The organism is Alteromonas sp. D210916BOD_24, assembly GCF_047159385.1.
GTDB lineage: Bacteria > Pseudomonadota > Gammaproteobacteria > Enterobacterales > Alteromonadaceae > Alteromonas.
In genome coordinates this window covers 3,658,089-3,678,902 of sequence record NZ_AP038333.1, presented here as the reverse complement: position 1 = coordinate 3,678,902, position 20,814 = coordinate 3,658,089, and the positions used below count along the sequence as shown (strand labels likewise).

The window sequence follows — 20,814 nt, the reverse complement described above, 5'->3', positions numbered from 1 at the left end:
CCAGAACACACATCATGTGACACTAACCAGTCCTACTGCGCTTCCTAATGCATGTGGGTTTCTATGGAACAGCGACATGATGATTCAAATGAATTGTCGCGGTTATGCCATAGCGCAACATATGCAGCCTGAGCCTGCAAAGTATAGTCGTGGTCCCTGTTTAGAAGCGGCCACCTTTATGCAACCTGAGCATCACTATTACACGGATCATCCCGGTCGCTTTTTTTATGTCAAAGTACATGGTAGCGAGTTGTTTTCACTACCTTATGAGCCAGTACGGGCGCCCCTGGACGTGTTTCGATTTACGCACCTTCCAGATGAATTACAGTGGCACATTGAGAAAAGCGGGCTGCTGTTTAATTTAACCCTAAGCTTGGGAGAGGGCGCTCAGGAACAGTGGTCACTGACGGTAACCAACACCAATGAAGCGCCGATTGCCTTTGATATTTACCCCGCGTTTATCATCGGTTATATGTCGTGGATGAATCAATCTGCTTATTATGATGAAACTCGCAATGCCATTGTGGCAAAATGCATCACGCCTTATCAAAAAAGTGACGATTTTCAGCGTATTGCTGCGCTAAAAGACATTACCTATTTTATTAGCAGCGAAAAGCCCAATTCCCATACCTGTAACTTTCGTTCATTTGTCGGAGAGGGTCACCTTCACGCGCCAACTGCCGTGACAAATGAAAAACTCGCCAATGACGCCGCGAACTACGAGGTGCCCATAGGGGCTTTTCAGTACACGTGTGAGTTACAAGGCCAACAATCAAAGGAATTTACATGGGCTTTTGGTGCGGCTAATCGCATCGAAGACATTGATTTTGACATAGGGACCAAGCGCACTGATTTAGCGAAAAGTGAGAAGCTCGAACCTACAGTAACCATTGACAGTACAGACCCAGAACTGGACAACCTGGTGAATTGCTGGTTACCCCGACAGTTGCGTTACCATGGCCAAATGCACCGGTTGACAACGGATCCGCAGACTAGGAACTTTCTGCAGGACAGTATGGGGTTGGTGTACCTCGATAGTGCACTCGCAAAACAACACTTTATAACAGCGTTATCTCAGCAAAGTGCCAGCGGCAGTATGCCAGATGGGATCTTGTTGCACAAAGATGCCCAACTGAAATACATCAATCAAATTCCCCATTCTGATCACAATATCTGGCTTGTGTGGTTTGTTGACGTTTACCTTAATGAAACCGATGACCGTGAGCTTTTCTCCAAGCGAATTCCTTACAAGGACAGTGAGGCACAAGACACTGTGTATACCCATTTGACCTTGGCCATGGAGAGTCTGCGCAACAATTTGGATCACAGAGGATTGAGTTTGATTAAAGAGGGCGACTGGTGCGACCCTATGAATCGCGTTGGCATTAAAGGCAAGGGCGTATCTGCATGGCTGAGCATTGCAACCTGTGGTGCCTTCTCCAAATGGGCTGAGATATGCCAAGTGCTGGGGTATCAGCAGGATGCATTGACGTGGAAGCAGCATGCCAAGTCGTTACATGAAGCTATTGAAACGCATTTTTGGGCTGATAGCTGGTATGCACGCGGGATTACAGACGAGGGGCGGCTATTTGGCACTGAGCGCGACGAAGAAGGTAAGATTTATATCAATCCTCAAGCGTGGGCAATGATGTCACTCCCTCTATCGCAAGCGCGCATCGAAAGCCTCAAGTACGCGGTTAATGCACATCTTATGACGCCTTATGGTCCGATGATGCTGGCGCCGGCCTACACCGAGTTTCAAAAAGACATCGGTCGACTTACCCAAAAGTCACCTGGGGTGGCCGAAAATGGCGCAATTTACAATCATGCTGCGGCATTCTATGCGGCGGGTTTATATCACGTTAATCAAGGTGATGCCGCGTATAACGTACTTAAAAAAATGATCCCAAGTGTAGAGGGCGCGCAGATAAGAGGTCAGCTTCCGGTTTATCTCCCTAACTACTATCGCGGAGCTTATTATCAGTTCCCTGACATGGCGGGCCGCTCCAGCCACCTGTTTAACACAGGCACCGTGGCGTGGTACTACCATTGTATTATCGATGGCATGTTAGGGTTAAGAGGAAGCAGCGAAGGCTTGATGCTAAAGCCCAATATTCCCAGTTGTTTCGATAATTTGAAAGTGACCCGTACTTTTAGAGGCCATACTTATAAGTTGCACTATAAAAGAGTGCTCGACACTGAGCAGACCTACTGGACGATGGGCGGGCAAGCATTTAGCTTTAGTCAGCCACTTGTAGAGACAAAAGACACCATTGAGGTTTTTTATCATGCCTAAGGTGCCACTGATTTTCATTATGGGGGTGAGTGGCAGCGGTAAAACAACCCTGGGCGTTAAGTTGGCTTCACTACTGGGCTACGAGTTTTTGGATGCTGATGACTTTCATTCAGAGCAAGCTGTTGCCATGATGCGCTCGGGTAAGCCTTTAACTGAAAATGAGCGAGGCCCATGGATGGCATCTATTACAAAGACCTTAGCGGAAAAGATGGATGAGCAAAAGCCGATTGTGATGGCCATTTCAGGGCTTAAGCACGATCACCGCGTCATGCTTAGGGCCATTCATGACAACGCGCTAATGTTGGTGCTAGATGTGCCTAAACCCGTGTTAATAGAGCGGCTTTCGTCTCGACAGGGTCACTTTTTTCCCTTAGCGTTACTCGATTCGCAATTGAGCACACAACAAAAAGTGGACAACGAACCTCACCTTTTTTGGTTAGATGGTCGTTTACCTGTACAAGAACTCATCACCCAATGCCAGAGGAAGATTGATGAAATATCGTAAAAGTCTAAGTGTGATATTGATGGTCAATTCGGCTTTTGTTTATGCCGATACGGCCAATTATACTGCCACTGCGCCCATTATCGATGGCAATGTAGAACACGCCATTTGGAGCGAGGGTGAATGGCACGAACTGCGCCATCTTATGGTGGGTACCCAGCCCGAACCTGAAGATTTTTCTGGTCGCTATAAGTTGCGCTGGGACGAAAAGGCCATTTACTTACTGGCCCAAATTCAGGACGACCATCTATCGGATACTTACGCCGATCCGCTTGTGCAATATTGGAACGACGACTGCCTTGAAATTTTCATTGATGCAGACCGAAGCGGTGGCGATCATCTTAACAATTACAACGCGTTTGCCTATCACGTGGCGTTAGATAATCAAGTGGTAGATATCGGGCCAGACAGTCAAGGTAACCAAGTGGCGCAACTGTACAATGATCACGTAAAGAGTGCATGGAAGCGAGATGCCGAGGCGCCTCATTACATTCACTGGGAAGCCGCTATTCGGGTGTTTGCCGATGATTATCAGCATGGTGCGAATGCCTTACCAATGCAATTAAAAAACGGTATGAAGCTTGGTTTTATGCTGGCTTACTGCGATGCTGATGGCGGTGACAGAGAGCACTTTTTAGGTTCTCATGAAATCACCCCTGTGAATGGCGATAAAAATCTTGGTTACAAAGATGCGTCTGTGTTTGGTGAGCTAACACTGACTAAATAAATCTCAACAGGCCCAAACATACAATAAAAAAGAGGAAGCCTTTGGCTTCCTCTTTCGATTTTAAAAGTTTGTTTGGCTTGATTACTCTGCCGTTGCCTCTCTGGCAATGGCGCGATAAGCAATATCATTTCTGAAATACACATCCTTAAACTGGATGGTTTTCAGAAGCTCATAGGCTTTCTGCTGTGCTTCAGTTACATTGTTGCCCAGTGCGGTAGCACATAACACGCGACCGCCTGCAGTGACCACTTTACCATCTTGTAGTGCAGTGCCTGCGTGAAAGACTTTTCCGTCTAACTTAGCAGCTTCTTCAAAACCTGTAATCACGTCGCCCTTGTTATAGTTGCCTGGATAGCCACCGGCAGCAAGCACAACACCTACGGCTGCGCGCTCATCAAACTCAATAGTTTTACCTGCAAGTTCGCCTTTACACGCGGCTTGGCAAAGTGGAACGATATCAGACTTTAAGCGAAGCATGATTGGCTGCGTTTCTGGGTCGCCAAAGCGGCAGTTGTACTCAATAACCTTTGGCGTGCCATCGGCCATGATCATCAAACCCGCGTATAGGAAGCCAACGTAGTCGTTACCTTCAGCGGCCATGCCGTTAACCGTAGGCATAATCACTTCTTGCATAATACGGTCGTGAATATCTGGCGTTACAACCGGTGCAGGTGAATAGGCACCCATACCACCTGTGTTTGGCCCTTTATCGCCGTCAGCCGCGCGCTTGTGGTCTTGGCTGGTGGCAAAAGGCAGTACGTTTTTACCGTCTACCATAACGATAAACGACGCTTCTTCGCCGTCTAAGAACTCTTCAATAACCACGCGGCTGCCCGCTTCGCCAAAGGCATTGCCCGCGAGCATGTCGCGAATGGCCTCTTCGGCTTCTTCAAGAGTCATCGCAACAATAACCCCTTTACCTGCAGCGAGGCCGTCTGCCTTAACCACAATAGGCGCGCCTTTCTCGCGAACATAGGCGATGGCTGGGTCAATTTCTGTGAAGTTCTGGTACTCGGCCGTAGGAATATTGTGGCGAGCCAAAAAGTCTTTGGTGAAGGCTTTTGAGCCCTCAAGCTGCGCGGCTGCTTGAGTGGGACCAAAAATCATTAAACCTGCGTTGGTGAACGCATCTACTACACCTGCAACGAGCGGCGCTTCTGGGCCTACAATAGTAAGCGCAACATCATTGCCTTGCGCGAAAGAAACCAAGCCAGCTATATCATTTACATCGATAGCCACGTTCTCAAGCTTAGGCTCTGTAGCGGTACCGGCATTACCTGGCGCTACAAATACTGTTGAAACATCAGAAGACTGCGCTGCTTTAAACGCTAACGCGTGTTCGCGGCCACCGCCGCCAATTACAAGTACGTTCATTAACTGTTCCGTTTTGAGTGTTTAATTTTATGATTTTGGTTTGGTGAATTTTAGCGTCATGCGATTGCTCTCGCCAATCGCCATGTATTTTTCGCGATCTTGATCATCTAGCGCCAAACGTGGCGGTAGCGTCCACACACCTTTCGGGTGGTCCGCGGTATCCAATGGGTTCGCATTGACATCGCTACTTGCTGCAAGCACAAAGCCGGCTTTTTCTGCGGCAGCCACTACGTAAGAGCGCTTCATATAGCCACTTTTCTTCATGGCTTCATCATCTGCGCTTTCAGGTAGCTCATGTTCAACTACGCCCAGTACGCCACCTGGCTTAAGCGCTTTGAAAAATGCGCCAAATGCGTTGTCGATACCTTCGTTACCGTGACGCATGTACCAATTGTGAACATTGCGAAAGGTCAGCACCATATCCGCGCTACCTGCTTCGCTAATATCTAACGCTTTAATCGGGTCGAATGCAGTAAGCTCAGCACCTTCGTATTTCATGCCAGGCTTCATGTTTTCTTTAAAGCCTTCTACCGATTTTTTATAGTAGCCGCTGGTTTCATCATCGACGTAGAAATGGGCGGCAACGTATTTCCCATTGTCTTTTACCACAGAATAAAGAATGTCTGCGTACCAACCACCACCTGGCGACACTTCGACTACTGTCATATCAGGTTTCAGGCCGAAAAAACGCAGTGTTTGCTGAGGATGACGGTATTCGTCACGCGCTTTGGTTTGCGCACTTCGGATATCGCTCATTGCAGCATCAGAAATTGCGTCTGCGCTCGCATACGTAGCACTCACACCAAGGGTTGCGGCTAACACATATTGGGCTAACTTTTTCATTCTTATTTCCTTTTTCTGTCGAGGGTGGGCGAATAACATAACACTATTACTACAAATTACCACAGGTCAGATCAAGCCTATCAGCTAACCCTTATTTGCATGTACGCCTTAGCAGAATAATTCGCCACTTTGTCGCCACTCTGTCACTTCGAGGCAGTGTCAATACCACCATGCGGGTGAGTTCGCGTCTGCGTGTTAAAAAGGGTTAAGGAAAAATGGTAAACACACAGCAAAGTAAAAAAATACTACTTTGCTGCGTGGGTAACTTAGGTGTTGGTCTCCCTCACTAAGCCTGCACTATAAGTTGTTGTGTAACTACTTATTAGTGACGGAAGTGGCGCATACCAGTGAACACCATAGCAATGCCGTGTTCGTCAGCGGCATCAATCACTTCTTGGTCGCGCATAGAGCCGCCTGGCTGAATTACTGCCTTAATACCAGCTTGTGCTGCAGCGTCAATGCCGTCGCGGAATGGGAAGAAAGCATCAGATGCCATGACAGAGCCTGCCACTTCAAGGTTCTCGTCAGCAGCTTTAATACCCGCAATTTTTGCAGAATACACGCGGCTCATTTGGCCTGCGCCCACACCCACTGTCATGCCGTCTTTGCAGTAAACAATCGCGTTAGACTTCACGTATTTGGCTACCTTCCAGCAGAACATAAGGTCGCGTAGCTCTTCTTCACTTGGCTTGCGCTTGGTCACAACTTCTAGGTCTTCCATTTCAACCATGCCGAAGTCGCGCTCTTGCACTAACAAACCGCCGTTTACACGTTTAAAGTCATAACCTTCAGTTAGCTGGCCAGCCCAATCGCCACACGCGAGAAGACGTACGTTCTTCTTCGCACTAACGACTTCCTTCGCGTCATCGCTTACTGTCGGCGCAATAATCACTTCCACAAATTGACGGTCAACAATAGCTTGCGCTGTTTTCGCATCAAGCTCGCGGTTAAACGCGATAATGCCGCCAAATGCAGACGTTGGGTCAGTTTTAAACGCGCGGTCATAGGCACTTAAAATGTCATCGCCAATGGCTACACCGCACGGGTTGGCGTGTTTAACGATAACGCATGCCGGCTGTTCGAATTCTTTCACGCACTCAAGGGCTGCATCGGTATCAGCGATGTTGTTAAACGAAAGCTCTTTACCTTGAAGCTGGGTAGCAGTAGCCACAGACGCTTCTTGAATGTTGTTTTCAACATAGAAAGCCGCTTCCTGGTGGCTGTTTTCACCGTAGCGAAGATCTTGCTTCTTGGTCAGCTGCATGTTGTAGGTACGTGGGAATTCACTGTGCTGGTGATCACAGTCTGCTTCACAACCTGTGCTGTCTAAACGGGCACCAAAGTAATTTGCAATCATGCCATCATATTCGGCCGTGTGCTCAAACGCTTTAATAGCAAGGTCGAAACGCGTGTTGTAAGACAGTGAACCTTCGTTGTCATTCATTTCAGCAAGCACACGTGAGTAGTCAGATGCGTTAACCACAATGGTCACATCTTTATGGTTTTTTGCTGCCGCGCGTACCATGGTTGGTCCACCGATATCGATGTTTTCAATCGCATCTTCAAGCGTGCAGTCTTCGTTTGCCACGGTTGCAGCAAACGGGTAAAGGTTAACCACCACAAGATCGATAGGCGCAATGCTGTGTTCTTCCATCACTGCTTCATCGGTACCGCGACGACCAAGGATACCGCCATGAATTTTAGGGTGAAGAGTTTTAACGCGGCCAGCCATAATTTCTGGGTGGCCTGTGTGATCAGACACTTCTTTAACAGGTAAGCCAGCGTCAGCAAGTAGTTTGGCAGTACCACCCGTCGACAGAAGTTCTACGCCAGCGTTATGCAGCGCTGTCGCGAAATCGAGGATACCGGTTTTATCAGAGACACTTAAAAGAGCACGTTTAATAGGTTTTGGAGTTTGCATAAATTATAAGTTTCTAAAGTTGTAGTGTTGAAACAAAAAGAGCACCGATTGGTGCTCTTTGGTGGGCAAAGCCCTTGGAATCTTAGTTCATGCCGTATTGCTTAAGCTTCTTGCGAAGTGTGCCACGGTTGATGCCCATCATGATGGCAGCGCGGGTTTGGTTGCCGCGTGTGTAAGTCATGACTTCTTCTAGCAGCGGCGCTTCAACTTCAGCCAGTACCATTTCGTACAGGTTATCGATGTTTGCGTTATCCAATTGCTTAAGGTACTTATTAACCGCTTGCTTTACAGAGTCACGCAGTGGCTTTTGCGCTTGCGTTTGTGAAGGCGTAGTTACTGTAGTAGTAAAAGGTGAAGTCACGTTTTGATCGAACATAATACTGTGTTGCTCTTAAGTTAGTCATCACTATGCTGCGGGAGAAATCTGTCGGGTTTCTCGTGTCTGCAGCGCTTGAAAATATGCATTTAGTGCATCGAGTTGCTCAGTTGCATCATCGATAGCGTTAAACGTTTTACGAAACTGACGATCCGTATCGTGCTCCGCGAGATACCAGCCCACGTGCTTACGGGCAATTCTTACACCGGCTATGTCGCCATAAAAGTCCTGCACATTGGTTACGTGCTCATGCAAGAGTTTATATAACTCTGACAGCGGCGGTGGTGGTAGGTTCTCGCCCGTTTCAAGGTAATGTTGGATTTGCTTAAATATCCAAGGCTTACCTTGCGCGCCGCGCCCTATCATTACGCCATCTGCACCAGTGTAATTCAGCACCTCTTGTGCTTTTTCTGGAGAAGTAATATCACCATTTGCAATAACAGGAATTGATATTGCCGCCTTTATTTGACGTATGGTGCTGTATTCAGCTTCTCCTTTATACATACAAGCTCGCGTTCTACCATGAACTGCCAGCGACTGTATGCCGTTTTGCTCTGCAATGCGGGCAATCTCTACCCCATTGCGATTTTCTGGGTTCCAGCCGGTACGAATTTTCAGTGTCACGGGTACGTCCACAGCATTTACTACTGCTTTAATAATCGCTTCCACTGTGTCTGGGTATTGAAGCAATGCAGAACCTGCCAACTTCTTATTGACCTTTTTTGCAGGACAACCCATGTTGATGTCGATAATTTGTGCACCGTTCTCAACATTAAATTGTGCTGCTTGAGCCATAAGCTCAGGATCGGCCCCAGCTATCTGTACAGAGCGAATGCCTTCTTCCCCTTCATGGTTCATTCGCGCTTGTGATTTGGCGGTGTTCCACACTTTCGGATTACTCGAAAGCATTTCGGAAACAACCAAGCCAGCACCTAAGCGTTTACAAAGTTGGCGAAACGGTCTATCGGTTACGCCAGCCATGGGGGCCAACATCAAATTGTTTTCTAACTGGTAAGGTCCAATTCGCATTGTAAAATGTATAGCTCGCCATCTAAAACTGCACAGAAATTATACACCCGGCTAAAACGGGGCGCTAAGTGTACGTGTTTTCGCAATGCTTGAAAAGGCTAAAAATCGCACAAAATTTCACTTCGTGGTCTTGACAGTGAAAAAAATCAGTCACATTAATAAGCTAACGAAGTTTTTTGTTCAAATATCGTACTAAAGTCTTACAGCCCCCGTGGCAAAAGGGCTGGTATGTGAACAAATTTAACAATTTTTTAGCGCTTTAAACCGGACACTCGTGCCCATTCACCGTCAATCGCACTGGGTTCTAAGTTGAAATCCCGGCCGTATGCATCCTCAATTTTACCTACTTGCTCAGCTAAGATACCCGACAGTACCAACAACCCATTCGATTTACAGTATCCACAGATGACATCCTGGAGCTCAAGTAATGGACCTGACAGTATGTTAGCCATAACCACATCGGCTTGCAGTTCGGGCTGGTTTTCAGGAAGGTACACATCTAAGCGGTCTTCAACGCCATTGCGACGGGCATTCTCTTTTGTTGCTTGAAGTGCTTGTGGATCGATATCAATACCAATTACCCGTTCAGCACCAAGCTTCAACGCTGCCAGAGCCAAAATCCCCGAGCCACAGCCAAAGTCGACAACGGTTTTGCCGCTCATGTCTATGCCATCAAGCCAGCGTAAACAAAGCGCCGTGGTAGGGTGAGTGCCTGTACCAAAGGCGAGACCGGGATCCAGCATGACGTTTACCGCGTTCGGGTCGGGCACATCTCGCCAGCTAGGGCAGATCCACAATCGCGTACCAAACTGCATTGGATGGAAATTGTCCATCCATTCTCGTTCCCAGTCTTTATCTTCTAATGGCTCAAGTTTGTACTTGAAATCAGGACCTAGGACTTTCGCTTTGCCAAGTCGTTGCAAAATACGTTTCATGTCTGCGTCTGCTTCAAATAATCCCACGACCTGAGTGTCTGGCCATAGCATGACTTCACCAGGTTTGGGTTCGTACATCGGAGTGTCTTTTGCATCGACATAAGTGACAGCTTGTGAGCCATTCGCTGTGAGCATGTCGCCAATGACTTCAGCATGCTCAGAAGAGGTGTTAATTCGTAGTTGTAGCCACGCCATAGTTATCGCCAGTTTAACCTTTTGCCAATATTGTACCTTTGGATGGCATTAAACAAAATGCGAGAAGAGCAAATAGAGACATGTTTGGCTACGAATACTGTTGATATGAGTTGTGATAACTTCAAGCAGTGTTTCACATTGACACTAGGTCAAGCGGAAAGTAGCCTTTTGTCGACTGGTTAATTTGAGATAAACGGTTATAGTGTAAAGAGGTGTGATTGATTTTTGTGCATAAATCGCTGGTATTTTAAACCAAAACTCTTATCTAAGATTTAATGTAACGGAACTGCATCTTTTGAATTTTAACCATGGAACTGATTTTAAAAAGCTATGCGTACATTAATTGCCATCATTATTTCCTTGCTTATTTCAGGGCACAGTGCCGCTGATGAGCTGGATGTTGTGGTTGGCTGGAACAAACCACCGTACGTTATATCTGCTGATCATTCTGGCCTTGAAGTAGAGCTGATACGCGCCGTATTAGCAGACATGGGACATAGCCTTTCCCCCATTTATGTTCCTTTCGGACGTACTGCCAGGTTACTAAAAGACAACGCTGTGGACATGGGGTTGACCCTGAACGCTGCACATAATGTGTCTAAAGACATCCTTTCAGATCCTTATATTATTTATCAGAATGTAGTGGTGACTCGCGCTGATAGAAATCTTACCATCAATGATATGGCAGATTTGTCAGATAAAAGTGTGATTGCCTTTCAAACGGCGCAGTCCGTTCTAGGCGAAGAATTTGGTAATGTAGTCAGGTCAATGCCTACTTACCTTGAAATGGCCAGACAAGATCGCCAAGTCAATATGTTGATGTTAGGCAGTGTTGACGCAATCATTTTAGATCGCAACATTTTTAATTACTTTAAGTCTAACAGCGAGGCTTATACCGACGACAAAACCGTATTCCATGAGCTGTTTCCCATTTCTATTTATCATGCAGCCATTCCCGACCCAGTGTTAAGGGCTCAGTTCAATGTTGCATTACGGCGTTTTATTGAGCAGGGACGTTATCAAGCACTATTAGATAAATACCATCTCGACAACTTACTTTATAAGCTACCTGACGTTACTACACCTCTGTAAAGCAAGTATTGAAATGCTTTATTCAACTTCACTCTTTGATCAGCTGATGTTGTATCTGAACCTCCCAAAAAAGTGCGTATTAAAAATAGCTAAATCTTGCAGCTAATACGTTGCGTCTAACTTATCCGCAATAGACAAAATGTGCACTTCCCGTGCTTAACGGTTTCATCACAGTAAGAGGTTTTAGTGTGTGGGGTAGTTTATAGTGTAGAAAATGAACTATTTCTGCTAAAAACTATACAAAACGCTAAGGTAAGAATAATCAGTGCAAAGCGGAAGAATACTTGGATAAGGAATGATACATGTATAAACAGTGGTATTTACTAGCGGCATTGGTCGTGTGCACGGCGTGTGCTTCCAATGCTCACCAAAAGCAAGTCAAAACACAGTGGTTAGATCTTCCGGCTTATCAACAATCTGAAGCCATACAAAACGGTGAACTTACTGCCGCCGAATTAGTCGCTGGCTATCTGGCTCGAATCGAACACCTCGATGGCAAAGTGAATAGCGTATTGGCCTTAAATCCCAATGCGTTAACTGAGGCCAAAGCCATCGATGCCCGCAGGGCGACAGGTGAAAAATTGGGTAGGCTGGCGGGTATTCCGATACTTTTAAAGGATAACATTGAGTCGAAGGAACTGCCCACTACAGCAGGTTCGTTGGCACTTTTAGACAATGACACAGGCCGAGACGCGACAATAGTTGCTAAGTTGAGAAATGCGGGAGTCATTATTCTGGGGAAGACCAATTTGTCAGAATGGGCCAATTTTCGTTCAGAATCTTCCATTAGTGGCTGGAGTGCAGTAGGTGGTTTAACCCGCAACCCTCATATGTTATCACGCAGTGCTTGCGGGTCATCTTCTGGTTCAGGCGCCGCCATGTCATTGCGCCTTGCGTCACTCGCAGTGGGCACAGAAACCAATGGTTCCATCATTTGCCCTTCTTCCTTTAATGGCGTTGTTGGGTTTAAACCCACGGTAGGTTTATTGTCGCGTACCCACATTATCCCTATTTCTTTTTCTCAAGACACAGCAGGGCCAATGACCTCCAACGTGCAAGATGCTTGGCTAATGACAGCGTTAATGGCGGGGTATGATGATTTAGATAAGGCTACCAAAGAAGCGGATGAACATGTTCCTGCGATGCCCGCTTCCACTATGGTGACCACAGATTTAAAAGGTAAGCGTGTAGGCGTTGTGCGCTATAGGCAGGGGGATAATCCCCATGTTCTGGCGGTCTATGAAAAAGCGTTAAAACAACTTAAAGCTTCTGGCGCAACATTAGTTGATATCAGCGATTTTTCACAACCGGATTCATTTTGGGCCGACTCATACTCAGTACTGTTAAGTGAGTTCCACCACGGTATCAATGAATATCTGGCAACGTCTCCCGTTACGTTGCCTGTCAGCGACCTAGCGAGTTTGATTGCGTTTAACCAGCAGCACCCTCGAGAACTGATGTTTTTCGACCAGAATATTTTCGAGAAATCGTTAAATGCAGCACCGGTAGGTGGTGAGTTGTATCGTTCTGCAATTGCGTTAATCCAAGACACTGCTGGAATAAATGGTATTGATAAACTGATGGCAGACTACAAGGTGGATGTGCTGGTGGCACCATCAAATAGCCCTTCATTTTTAATTGATGGTGTGTACGGCGACCATTCCCCCGTAGGGTTCATCGGTATTGGGTATTTAGCTGCTGTAGCGGGCTACCCTCACCTGACAGTACCTGCGGGAGAAGTAAAAGGACTACCAGTAGGTTTGAGTTTTATAGGTGGAAAGTGGGATGACGAGAAGGTGCTTAGAATAGGCAGTGTATTTGAAGCAAAACACGGGTTTTATATCCGGCCTGGGTTACTCCCCACTTATTTTGACAAACCTGAGCTAACGAATTCCACCAGCGGATGGAAGGTTATTGCAAACTAATCCATGATATAAGCGTATTACGGCCTTATACAAAAAGCTCTGGCTATTGCCAGAGCGTTACCGTTATTTTTTAATCTCATTATGCCGATTAGCCTACGAACAGGTTAAAATGTGTGAACTAGCTGGGTTTTTTAACCCATGCGCTACACCAGCCTTCGGCATTGACCAACTTGTTGGGGAAAATGTTGCATGGACGGTGTTGTTCACCCTCGTCGCCTTGTACATACATACAATTAGCACATTGAGCACCTTCTACCGTAGAAGCTGGCGTGTAGTTAAGCGCTTTTGCTGTGGGATCCTCTACGCTGAGTTGCTCTTGAGCCTTAGCATGCAAAGCGACACTACCAAGTGTAAGGCCAATAACCGTCGAGCCTGAAAGCTTAAGAAAGTCACGGCGATTTACAGATTTCATAACATTCTCCTTAAGAGATAGAAACGATAATGATTCTTTTTTATTCAGTGCCTTAAACGCAAAAACCTGCCCAATGCGGCAGGTTTTGTTTATAGGTTAAATACTATCTCTTTTTGAAAAAAGATCGAACCCAATGTAGATCATTTCGTTTGATCTGGGTTAAATAAACTTCACGCACTATGGAAAAGGTTACATTTATCAGACCGTGTTTAAGCAAAGAGGTTCACTTTTTCGCCACTTCCAAGTCGGTTTGAGTATGCCTGTTAGTCATTTTCTCGCCGCACCTCAACATTTAAGTCCTCATCTTGTTGATAAACACTTAATTCTATCGGTTGGCAGCACACCTGACAGTCAACTACCTGAACTTGACCGACATCGTATATCTCATCAATTTCTACTTCATTGGGAGCCATGCAATAAGGGCATGAAAATGCCATCGCTCGCGTCAAACTCATATTATTACCTGTGATTATTTGGTATTTACTTGGTCGTGTTTACGAAATGCAGATAAAGGTGGATTGATATAACCTTAAAAAAGCACTCTGTTACGAAATAGGTGTAAACCTCACTTTCTATAACTTATCAAGACACGCTGGCAGATAAAGTTGATCAATATGACTGTATGAATATACACTTGTTTTGTGTTTACAGCCAATTGATGCCTTATGCGAAAAGACTTACCACCACGCTATTATCTCTCTCACTTTTTTGAGTTTCTCGCATTTTTTGATGGTGCGAGCAAGGAATTGCTCAATGAAGAAGCCGCTGAATTTATACGACGCTTTAAGCAGTTAGATGAGGACAAGCAGTGTATTGTGGTACGTGCGGCAAATCGCAAATACGCAGTAATTGACCGAACCCATTTCAATTATGAGGAAATAAGCGCGCCGCAAGCCCAAATAGACTACTTGATTGAACAGCAGTGGTTTGGCGATTTAACCCATGCGTCATTGAACGATATTGCAAACGTACTTACCAAAGACGCGCTTATATCACTATTAGCTGAATATGGCGGTATCCAGGGGTTGGCAAAGTTGACCAAACCCAAATTAGTGAGTTTATTAGTCGAATACGTAGATACCCATGGGTGGCCAGTAAGCTTCGCACTTGAGAACTACCTGGTCTGTTTATTTGACCGTGCTCTGCGCTTTCTGCTTTTTGTTTATTTTGGCAATACCAAAAGTCGTTTAAATCAATTCTCTATGCGTGACCTTGGCGTCATGCGTACCCGTTCTGATTCTGTTTCTGATACAGCGCGTTTTGAAAGTAAGTCAGATACACAAGCCGCGTGGTTTTATGCCCATCATTACAGCCAACTCGACTTTTACAACACCGAAAGTCTACTCGAACTCGCAGCACGGCGCGACTTACCTGCAACAGAAGGCGCATCAGCACACTTTTTTCGCGGTCAGTTTCTGTATGCCTTTGGTATTAAATTAATGGAAATTGATAGGGAGAAAGGACTGGCTGTACTGGCTGTAGCGGACAGCGATAAGGCAAAAGAAAAATGGCTGAGAGAAAGTTATAAAGACGGCAAAGCAGATGAAGTGAAGGGAGTGCTAGAAAGTATTATTGATAATCCTCAGTCGGACACGCTATTGGCCTTTGCTGAAGATTTTTACGCGCGTAAGTTTCACAAGAAACGCACTAGTACGGTAACGGATATGTTGCGCGATGCTAGTAGAACCCTCGATATTGATGTGAGTCAAAATCAACAGGTAGAGAGTGGAGTACTCGCATACTATGCTAGGCGTGGCATAAAAGGGTGGAGAACTGAGAATCGTTTGTGGCGCAGCCTGTTTGGGTTAACGTTTTGGCAGCAATTGTATGAAGAAGATGCATTGGTGACTGAGTTCGATCGCCGGCCGTTGTCGTTAAAGCAAAACAATTTTTATACGAAATTCGAAAGCAGTATCGAAGCTTTACTTTTGGCACTTGATTGTAAACAAAAACTGCGTTTACACATTCACAAAATGGCTACGTTGCATTATGGCAAAGTAAATAGTTTATTTATGTGGTCTAGTCATTTGCTCACCGGGATAGAAGCCTTGATTGAACATGGTCAACTCGAGGCAATATACTCGCTATTAAGAATGATGTGTAAAGACTTTAAAAACCTCAGTGATGGCTTTCCCGACATTATGGTTTTCGACGGCGGATTGCGGTTTGAAGAAGTTAAGGCTCCAGGAGATCAGCTTAGACGCAATCAGCTGGTATCGATTCAGCGTCTCCAGCAAGCCGGTTTTGACGTAGCCGTCACGACGGTTAATTGGGTGCGAGACCCGGCTCAGCCATATGTTGTGGTAGATATTGAAACTACCGGCGGGAATAGCGATTACCACCGTATAACCGAAATAGGTATGGTTAAGCTGGTGGCAGGAGAAGAAGTGGGAAGATACCAAACGCTGCTTAACCCCGAGCGACGTATTCCTGCCAATATTACCCGTCTTACTGGTATTTCAGATGATATGGTGGTTGATGCGCCATTATTTTCAGAGGTGGCGAAAGACATTGCCGCGTTTACTGAAGATGCTGTGTTTGTCGCCCACAATGTCAATTTTGATTACGGCTTTATCAAGCAGGAGTTCGCCAGATTAGGCGGGGTCTTCAAGCGCCCCAAAATGTGCACGGTCCGCGAAATGCGGCGCGCTTATCCAGGACTTCCCTCGTACTCACTGGCTAACTTAACACAATACTTCGGTATTGCTATGGAACAACACCACCGGGCATTAAGTGATGCGAAGGCGGCAGCGGAGTTACTTAAGCTCGCTTTTGAAAAAGATGACGAGTAATGTGGTTTGTTAGCCCAGAACGATCTTAAAGACAAAAATACCACCCAGCTTAGCACATTATTTATTGTCCTTTTTGGGGTGGTTAACGGTGGTAATAGGCAGTAAAAACGCCATTAGCTGTTGTCTTAATGGAACGGGAAAAACAATGGTATTTTCAGACTGATTAATGCTTTTGGCGTGGTGTATCTGACGCAACAAATTTTGATAAGTATCACTTTGTTGTTGTATCGCTTCCACTTTTGTCATCATAAGTTCAATAAACTCTGCTGCAGACAAATGCTCTTGCTTTCTCATCTCCAGAGCCAACGCTTTAACTACATGAGTTTCCCACGCTTTTCTATAACTTTCTTTTAGTCGTTCTGGGTAAAGACTGAGTTCAGTTATTTCCTGAGCTAAATCGACAACGTCGAGGGGATCGTCTAAGAGGACACGAAATGCGAGCAAAACCTCATCAGACAAACGAGAAACGGGCAGTTTTTCTTTTAGCTGAGCGTAACGGTATGGCACAGTAACACCTTTCGTATTGCAGTAACATTAACTCTACGTACATTTCACCTTAACGGCTTTGAACGTGACAAAAGTGTAATAAAACACGCATTTTTATGAAAGTGTGGAAGATTAAAAATACGTAATGAAAGGATGTTGAACTGTGCTGCAACTACCGGCGTAAATTATCTTGCACTGTTAAAGTGTGTACGCGTTCTTGCTGTTTAGCCCACCTTGCGGTGGGCTTTTTTTAAAATCAACAGGCTCTAAGATGTAAACGACAGCTTTATACCTATCAAAATACGGCTAACGCTATCAACCACATCACCGCGCAAAAACCACTCTAGGTTATGCTGTTGGGATAAATAGCCAGTAAATTCAACTGAACCGCTGTGACCAGTACCGATAAAATCTTCAATAAGCTGCGCTCGAGGACCAAAGGCTTTGTCGATATTAGCGTAATAGGCAAAGTACTCAACAGGGTAGGTAAAATACTTATTCGACAAAGAGAACTCACCACTTGTGCCGATAACCCATTTTGCCGCCGACGCATCAACGCGCTGTACCATTTCAATAAATACCGTATTTTTTTCAGAGAAACGATAACGATACTCGCTGCGCAAAAAGCTACCTCGTAGCATTCGCTCAGCGCCTATTTCATAGCTATGACGCTGCCTCATTTTGGCGGAATACTCAATTTCTACGTAGGGGCTTTCCCCACCGACTGTAAAAGAAGAATGTGCTTGATCGTCTCCTAACTGACCGATAACCACTTCCAGCGCGCTGTTATTAGGCAAATTTCGCATGTGTCGAATGCCCTTTATCCATCCATCTTTAGACAACCCAGTGGAAGACACTCTCCCTTTGTAAGTCGGAATAATCCCCAGTTCTGTTTTGCCGTAATTTGCCTGATGTCGCAAGTACAGGCGACGGGGGTAAAAATAATCGCTGTCGCACCTTTTGCCAGCACTGATATTCCTTTTTACATGACCATAAAGTGTATACCCTGCTCACGTCTATTGGCCTTGTCTGCTCAACACTTACTTAGTGTATACATGTAATGTCAGGAGGAGTTTAACTGCTGTTAAGTGAAAGGGAAATGAGTAAAAAAAAGCCGGCGTAGATAGCCGGCATAAGTGGAGGTGGACTCAAAAAGGGAAATCCTAACTCTCATGGAGTGCGTTAACACATTAAACTAAGTTCATAACAGGGAGATGTCTTTAAACTTGTTATAAGTTTAAGAGAAAGGTTTTCAAGAAGAAAACGCTAAAAGTTGATTGCTGTAATCGAAAAAGACGAATCTTCTAAAACACTGTGGGCGAGCAGTAAAATTGGGCTACACAAAAAACGGCGTGCAGCCCAAGGGGGATTAGGCCATACCTAACTTTTTCTCTAAGTAGTGGATGTTAGTGCCACCAGCAAAGAAGTTTTCATCGGCCATAATGGCACGCTGAAGCGGGATGTTGGTTTTAATTCCTTCAACCACAATTTCTTCAAGGGCGTGACGCATACGCGCAATCGCTTCGTCCCGACTTTCACCGTAAGTGATAAGCTTGCCTATCATCGAGTCGTAATATGGCGGTACGTGATAACCGGCATAAATGTGCGATTCCCAACGAATACCCAACCCTCCTGGTGCGTGGAACATGTTAATTGGACCAGGGCTTGGAATGAAGGTTTTCGGATCTTCCGCATTAATGCGGCATTCGATAGCGTGACCGCGAATTTGAATTTGCGACTGGTCAATAGACAGCGGTTGTCCAGCTGCAATGCGAAGCTGCTCTTTAATCAGATCAACGCCTGTGATCATTTCTGATACTGGGTGTTCTACCTGAATACGAGTGTTCATTTCAATGAAATAGAACTCGCCGTTTTCATACAAAAATTCAAACGTACCGGCGCCGCGATAGCCAATTTCGATACACGCTTTACGGCAGCGATCACCAATTTTCGTGCGCATTTGCTCAGAAATACCCGGTGCAGGCGCTTCTTCAACCACCTTCTGGTGACGACGTTGCATGGAACAATCACGCTCACCTAAGTGAATAGCGTTACCTTGGCCATCTGCCAGTACCTGAATTTCTACGTGTCGTGGGTTTTCAAGGAATTTTTCCATGTAAACCGTTGAGTTACCAAATGCTGCGCCCGCTTCTGCCTGGGTTGTTTCAATGGCTTTAATGAGCTCTGCTTCACTGCGAACCACACGCATACCGCGACCACCGCCACCACCGGCAGCTTTAACAATAATGGGGTAACCAATGCGTTTGGCTATGGCTTTATTGCGTTCTGCGTCGTCGGTTAGTGGGCCGTCAGAACCGGGTACACAAGGTACTCCTGCTTTTTTCATGGCATTAATCGCTGAAACCTTATCACCCATTAGGTTGATGGTTTCCGCTTTGGGGCCAATAAAAATAAAGCCGCTTTTTTCTACCGCTTCAGCAAAGTCTGCGTTTTCTGCTAAGAAACCGTAACCCGGGTGAATAGCGATAGAATTAGTCACTTCGGCCGCTGCAATAATTCGTGGAATGTTCAGATAGCTTTCGGTTGCCGATGCTTTACCAATACATATAGACTCGTCAGCTAGCAACACGTGCTTGAGGTTTTTATCCGCAGTTGAGTGCACGGCTACGGTTTTGATGCCCAGTTCTTTACAGGCTCTCAAAATGCGCAGGGCTATCTCACCACGGTTAGCAATAAGTACTTTATCTAGCATTGTTAAGTACTCGCTTATTCAATGATGAACATTGGCTGGTCGAATTCTACAGGATCTTGGTTTTCAACCAGGATTGCCTTAACCACACCCGCTTTGTCTGCTTCGATTTGGTTCATCATTTTCATTGCTTCAATAATGCAGAGTGTGTCACCCACTTTTACCTGTTGACCTACTTCTGCAAATGGTTTGGCAGTCGGTGAAGAAGCGCGGTAGAAAGTTCCTACCATTGGAGACTTAACAGCATGGCCTTCTGGTTGCGCAGGAGCAGCAGGCGCTTCTGACGCGACTGTTGCAGCTGGCGCAGGTGCCATTTGTGGTGCAGCAGGTGCAGCAAAGCTATAGTTTACAGGCGCTTGCACTCCAGTTGGGCCACGGTGAATGCGTACTGATTCTTCGCCCTCGGTGATCTCAAGCTCGGCAATGCCTGATTCTTCTACTAGCTCGATAAGTTTTTTAATCTTTCTAATATCCATGTTCTGTCTCTGCGTTATTTCTTTGTTTTCGGTAAATTGATTGCTGCCGTTAGTGCGAGCGAATAGCCCATGGCGCCAAGGCCAACAATGACACCGGCGGCAACATCAGAAAAATAGGAATGATGACGAAAGGGTTCACGGGCGTGAACATTCGACAAGTGCACTTCAATAAACGGGATACTGACACTTAACAAAGCGTCGCGAAGGGCGACACTGGTATGGGTGAAAGCAGCAGGATTAATGATAATGGCGTCAACTTTACCCATAGCAGCATGGATGCGATCAATGAGCGCGTCTTCAGCATTAGACTGAAAATGCGTCAGTTCTACATTACTGCTCGCCGCCTGCGCCTCTAAGTCATCTACGATGTCTAGTAGCGTTTGCGTGCCATACTTTTCGGGTTCTCGTTTGCCTAACATATTTAGGTTAGGACCATTTAATAACAAAATATTCATCTAGTTTGCTGCTATCTTCGGGAAAATGTCTGGGTTATTGTCATTTCAACAAACTTTCATGACAGTTGCACGAAAAAAAGCCAAATAATTTGCTCGTTTATTGCGTTAAATGCTGATTATAGAGATAGATTAAGATTTAGCAGCAAAATACTGGTCTTATCAGGTGTTTTCGCAGCAAAGTTAAAAGTGAGTTTTTTGACAAGTGCCGGTTTACGGCAATAGTAATAGATAAACTGAACAAGACGGCTCGCCTTGTTCAGTCACTAAT

The 20,814-nt window shown here is 45.6% G+C and carries 19 protein-coding genes; 6 read left to right on the top strand and 13 right to left on the bottom strand.

Annotation, left to right across the window (positions count from 1 at the left end; all coding sequences use genetic code 11):
- The first annotated feature begins 76 nt into the window (after positions 1 to 76).
- From ACMCM8_RS15945 to ACMCM8_RS15935, 3 genes are read left to right on the top strand one after another with little or no spacing between them, the layout of a single operon-like run.
- Entirely contained in the window at positions 77 to 2,296 is a 2,220-nt protein-coding gene (locus tag ACMCM8_RS15945; protein ID WP_412723571.1) for a GH36-type glycosyl hydrolase domain-containing protein, read from the top strand.
- Complete coding sequence (locus ACMCM8_RS15940; protein ID WP_412723570.1) at positions 2,289 to 2,801, top strand: gluconokinase; 513 nt, start codon at positions 2,289 to 2,291, stop codon at positions 2,799 to 2,801. The genes ACMCM8_RS15945 and ACMCM8_RS15940 overlap by 8 nt, the downstream gene beginning before the upstream one ends.
- On the top strand, positions 2,788 to 3,525 hold the full coding sequence (locus ACMCM8_RS15935; RefSeq protein ID WP_412723569.1) for a sugar-binding protein: 738 nt from the start codon (positions 2,788 to 2,790) through the stop codon (positions 3,523 to 3,525). Before ACMCM8_RS15940 ends, ACMCM8_RS15935 begins: the two co-directional genes overlap by 14 nt.
- Positions 3,526 to 3,606: 81 nt before the next feature.
- On the opposite strand, the gene purD is transcribed toward ACMCM8_RS15935, so the two are convergent.
- The 6 genes from purD to prmA all read right to left on the bottom strand — a co-directional run bounded on the left by purD (position 3,607) and on the right by prmA (position 10,198).
- Complete coding sequence (purD, locus tag ACMCM8_RS15930; RefSeq protein ID WP_412723568.1) at positions 3,607 to 4,899, bottom strand: phosphoribosylamine--glycine ligase; 1,293 nt, start codon at positions 4,897 to 4,899, stop codon at positions 3,607 to 3,609.
- Positions 4,900 to 4,926: 27 nt separating this feature from the next.
- Entirely contained in the window at positions 4,927 to 5,742 is an 816-nt protein-coding gene (locus ACMCM8_RS15925; RefSeq protein ID WP_412723567.1) for a class I SAM-dependent methyltransferase, read from the bottom strand.
- 322 nt (positions 5,743 to 6,064) lie between these two features.
- Positions 6,065 to 7,663 carry a bifunctional phosphoribosylaminoimidazolecarboxamide formyltransferase/IMP cyclohydrolase gene (gene purH / locus ACMCM8_RS15920; protein WP_412723566.1) on the bottom strand — a complete coding sequence of 533 codons (1,599 nt, stop codon included), beginning with the start codon at positions 7,661 to 7,663 and terminating at the stop codon, positions 6,065 to 6,067.
- 82 nt (positions 7,664 to 7,745) lie between these two features.
- Positions 7,746 to 8,039 carry a DNA-binding transcriptional regulator Fis gene (fis, locus tag ACMCM8_RS15915; protein WP_012520109.1) on the bottom strand — a complete coding sequence of 98 codons (294 nt, stop codon included), beginning with the start codon at positions 8,037 to 8,039 and terminating at the stop codon, positions 7,746 to 7,748.
- Between the two features lie 30 nt (positions 8,040 to 8,069).
- Positions 8,070 to 9,068: a tRNA dihydrouridine synthase DusB gene (dusB, locus tag ACMCM8_RS15910; RefSeq protein ID WP_412723565.1), complete on the bottom strand. Its 999-nt coding sequence runs from the start codon at positions 9,066 to 9,068 to the stop codon at positions 8,070 to 8,072.
- Between the two features lie 251 nt (positions 9,069 to 9,319).
- Positions 9,320 to 10,198: a 50S ribosomal protein L11 methyltransferase gene (gene prmA, locus ACMCM8_RS15905; RefSeq protein WP_412723564.1), complete on the bottom strand. Its 879-nt coding sequence runs from the start codon at positions 10,196 to 10,198 to the stop codon at positions 9,320 to 9,322.
- A gap of 330 nt (positions 10,199 to 10,528) precedes the next feature.
- Here prmA and ACMCM8_RS15900 point away from each other — a divergent pair, with 330 nt between their 5' ends.
- Together ACMCM8_RS15900 and ACMCM8_RS15895 are read left to right on the top strand one after the other, a co-directional pair.
- Positions 10,529 to 11,290, top strand: coding sequence for a substrate-binding periplasmic protein (locus tag ACMCM8_RS15900; RefSeq protein ID WP_412723563.1), 762 nt, complete (start codon positions 10,529 to 10,531; stop codon positions 11,288 to 11,290).
- A gap of 302 nt (positions 11,291 to 11,592) precedes the next feature.
- Entirely contained in the window at positions 11,593 to 13,215 is a 1,623-nt protein-coding gene (locus ACMCM8_RS15895; protein ID WP_412723562.1) for an amidase, read from the top strand.
- A gap of 118 nt (positions 13,216 to 13,333) precedes the next feature.
- Here the strand turns inward: ACMCM8_RS15895 and ACMCM8_RS15890 are convergent, their stop codons facing one another.
- The gene (locus tag ACMCM8_RS15890) at positions 13,334 to 13,627 is read right to left on the bottom strand and encodes a high-potential iron-sulfur protein (RefSeq protein ID WP_412723561.1); all 294 of its coding nucleotides are present in this window, start codon (positions 13,625 to 13,627) and stop codon (positions 13,334 to 13,336) included.
- 263 nt (positions 13,628 to 13,890) lie between these two features.
- On the bottom strand, positions 13,891 to 14,082 hold the full coding sequence (locus ACMCM8_RS15885) for a CPXCG motif-containing cysteine-rich protein (protein ID WP_412723560.1): 192 nt from the start codon (positions 14,080 to 14,082) through the stop codon (positions 13,891 to 13,893).
- Between the two features lie 210 nt (positions 14,083 to 14,292).
- Here ACMCM8_RS15885 and ACMCM8_RS15880 point away from each other — a divergent pair, with 210 nt between their 5' ends.
- Entirely contained in the window at positions 14,293 to 16,419 is a 2,127-nt protein-coding gene (locus tag ACMCM8_RS15880) for an exonuclease domain-containing protein (RefSeq protein ID WP_412723559.1), read from the top strand.
- 57 nt (positions 16,420 to 16,476) lie between these two features.
- Here ACMCM8_RS15880 and ACMCM8_RS15875 read toward each other — a convergent pair whose 3' ends face one another.
- From ACMCM8_RS15875 to aroQ, 5 genes are all read right to left on the bottom strand, one after another.
- Positions 16,477 to 16,926 carry a hypothetical protein gene (locus ACMCM8_RS15875; protein ID WP_412723558.1) on the bottom strand — a complete coding sequence of 150 codons (450 nt, stop codon included), beginning with the start codon at positions 16,924 to 16,926 and terminating at the stop codon, positions 16,477 to 16,479.
- 245 nt (positions 16,927 to 17,171) lie between these two features.
- Entirely contained in the window at positions 17,172 to 17,825 is a 654-nt protein-coding gene (locus tag ACMCM8_RS15870) for a hypothetical protein (RefSeq protein WP_412723557.1), read from the bottom strand.
- A 449-nt stretch (positions 17,826 to 18,274) separates the two neighbouring features.
- Entirely contained in the window at positions 18,275 to 19,618 is a 1,344-nt protein-coding gene (accC, locus tag ACMCM8_RS15865) for an acetyl-CoA carboxylase biotin carboxylase subunit (protein ID WP_412723556.1), read from the bottom strand.
- Between the two features lie 14 nt (positions 19,619 to 19,632).
- Positions 19,633 to 20,091: an acetyl-CoA carboxylase biotin carboxyl carrier protein gene (accB, locus tag ACMCM8_RS15860; protein WP_412723555.1), complete on the bottom strand. Its 459-nt coding sequence runs from the start codon at positions 20,089 to 20,091 to the stop codon at positions 19,633 to 19,635.
- 14 nt (positions 20,092 to 20,105) lie between these two features.
- Entirely contained in the window at positions 20,106 to 20,546 is a 441-nt protein-coding gene (gene aroQ / locus ACMCM8_RS15855) for a type II 3-dehydroquinate dehydratase (RefSeq protein ID WP_412723554.1), read from the bottom strand.
- Positions 20,547 to 20,814: the final 268 nt, after the last annotated feature.